Genomic DNA, 2,169 nt, shown 5'->3' with positions numbered 1-2,169 from the left:
CTTCTCAGACAGGAGACCGTCGCGTGAAGTGCGCCATCAACGGCGCCGCAAAATCAGCCGGAAATCACTACCGCAGAGCGGTTTTGTTCAATCCCCCCGGTCAAATGACGACACACCCTAATTTCATCGCTGACATAAATTCGTCATCGAACATGGCGATTCTCAGCCAAATACGGCATTTTCGTGAAGATCGTCGAAAAAATTTGATGTTTGTCTCAAACTTCGTTAATGAAATTTAAGGTTTACGTTTCGTGAGTGGGCACGGAACTTTTTCAAAGAAAGATCGAGAACGTGAATACGGGTTCAAATGTTGATTTTATTCATGGAAATTTAGAAAACGGACTCTCCGTGAATTTTGGAAAAGAAGGCAATATTAATTCTTTCAATGTCTCTGGTTTTGATCTCAATGACGGGGATTTTTATTCCTGGACCGAAAAACAGACTGCGTGGATCGATATCGCGGCGCGGTGGCCGGCCAAGGATTTAAGTATTAAACTGTCAGCAATGCCGTATCTCGCCGTCGACCAAATAATTCAACAGCAAATCTTCATTCACGTCAATGGACTGTTCTGTGGGTTTCATGGATTTTTTGAACAGGATGATTGCAGTTTTCTGATTCCGCGCAATGCGATTTCTGGACGGTCGACAAGAATTTCCATCACGATCCCGACGGCGATTTCACCAAAACGGCTCGGGCTCAGCGAAGACATCCGGGAACTGGGTATTGCGATCACCACCCTGTCGCTTTTATCCGTATGATGGCTTGCGCCAAATGCCGCCGTTTTGTGCTGGAGTTCGGATTGAATGCTCAATCAGGTCGATCTGCCCGAAAAAACCCGGCCGAAGGATCGGAAAGCCAGCGCCCCCGATTCGGCGGATAAGGCCAAACCATCAGCCAACGGTCAGTCCCAGGGGTGGGGGTTCGTCGATGAACTGAACCTGCGGCGCATCGTCGGATGGGCCTGGAACCCCGAACGGCCGGACGAAACGCGCGAACTGGAGATACTCGACGACGACCAGCATCTGCTGACGATTCCCGCGAATCTCCGCCGGCCGGATCTGCTGGACGCGGGCATCGGCAATGGGTATCACGGCTTCGCGGTCGAGAATATCGCGTTTCTGCTGCCGAAATCGCGCCACCTGCTGCGGGTGCGATGCGCGAAAACCAAGGCCGAGCTGCCGGGGTCGCCGCGCCTGATTGTCCGCCCCGATTCGGGTTTCGACGATCACGCGGCGGATTTCATCGACGGCGTGCTGTCCTCCCTCGCGGCGCATGCCTCCGACATCCGGCTGGTCGATGAGGCCTTGGCGCTGGTGCTCGGGCGGCTCAACGATCTGGTGAACGCGCGGTTCCGGCTCGAAAGCGGCGCGCGGCACGAGGTCCAGGACATGGTCTCGCGGGTGCGCCTGACCGACTGGACGCACGAGCTGGTGACCAATCTGCTGCATTCGTACCGGCCGATCGAGATCGAACCCGGGCCGGCGCCGCTGGTGTCGGTGGTCATTCCGGTGCACGACAAGTTCGAGACGACGTATCGGTGCATCGAATCGATCCGCCTTCACCCGCCGAAATGCCCGATCGAGATCCTGATCGTCGATGACGGGTCGAAGGACGAAACCCTGTTCGCCAGCCTGCTGTTCGCCGGCGCGATCCGGGTGATCCGCACGCCGAAGAACGGCGGCTTCATCGAAGCCTGCAATTTCGGCGCGGCGCAGGCGCGCGGCGATTACATCTTTTTCCTGAACAACGACACGCTGGTGCGCGACCGCTGGCTGGACGAGCTGGTCGAAACCTTCGAGACGATCCCCGATATCGGCATCGCCGGCTCGCGGCTGTTCTTCCCCGACGGAACGCTGCAGGAGGTCGGCGGCATCGTCTGGCGACTGGGCGATGGCTGGAACTGGGGGCGCGGGGGCGACCCGGCGGCGCCGCAATTCAACTATCTGCGCGACGCGGATTACGTGTCCGGCGCCGCCATGCTGATCCGCCGCGCGCTGTTCGAGGAACTGGGCGGGTTCGACCGGCATTATCTGCCCGCCTATTACTCTTACTGTGTCACAAAATTCTTGCAGCGATTCGTTGACGCGTGTGAGTGGGTAGAGATTCTGACTCGTGGAGGCGGGTGGTGGGTCTCGAATCGAACACGCAAGGCAGCGAATCACGTCTGG

General features: G+C 57.3%; 3 protein-coding genes. All 3 read left to right on the top strand.

Annotated elements, in window-relative coordinates; all coding sequences use genetic code 11:
- Positions 1-239: hypothetical protein (locus tag L2A60_RS20280; RefSeq protein WP_235706268.1), on the top strand; the 239-nt coding region annotated here is incomplete at its 5' end.
- 16 nt (positions 240-255) lie between these two features.
- Positions 256-759 carry a hypothetical protein gene (locus L2A60_RS20275; RefSeq protein ID WP_235706267.1) on the top strand — a complete coding sequence of 168 codons (504 nt, stop codon included), beginning with the start codon at positions 256-258 and terminating at the stop codon, positions 757-759.
- Positions 760-804: 45 nt separating this feature from the next.
- On the top strand, positions 805-2,169 hold a 1,365-nt coding region (locus L2A60_RS20270; RefSeq protein WP_235706266.1), incomplete at its 3' end, for a glycosyltransferase family 2 protein.

Source organism: Acidiphilium iwatense (genome assembly GCF_021556475.1).
Taxonomy (GTDB): Bacteria; Pseudomonadota; Alphaproteobacteria; order Acetobacterales; family Acetobacteraceae; genus Acidiphilium; species Acidiphilium iwatense.
The sequence above is the reverse complement of the archived record's forward strand: the minus strand, read 5'-3'. Positions and strand labels throughout refer to the sequence as shown.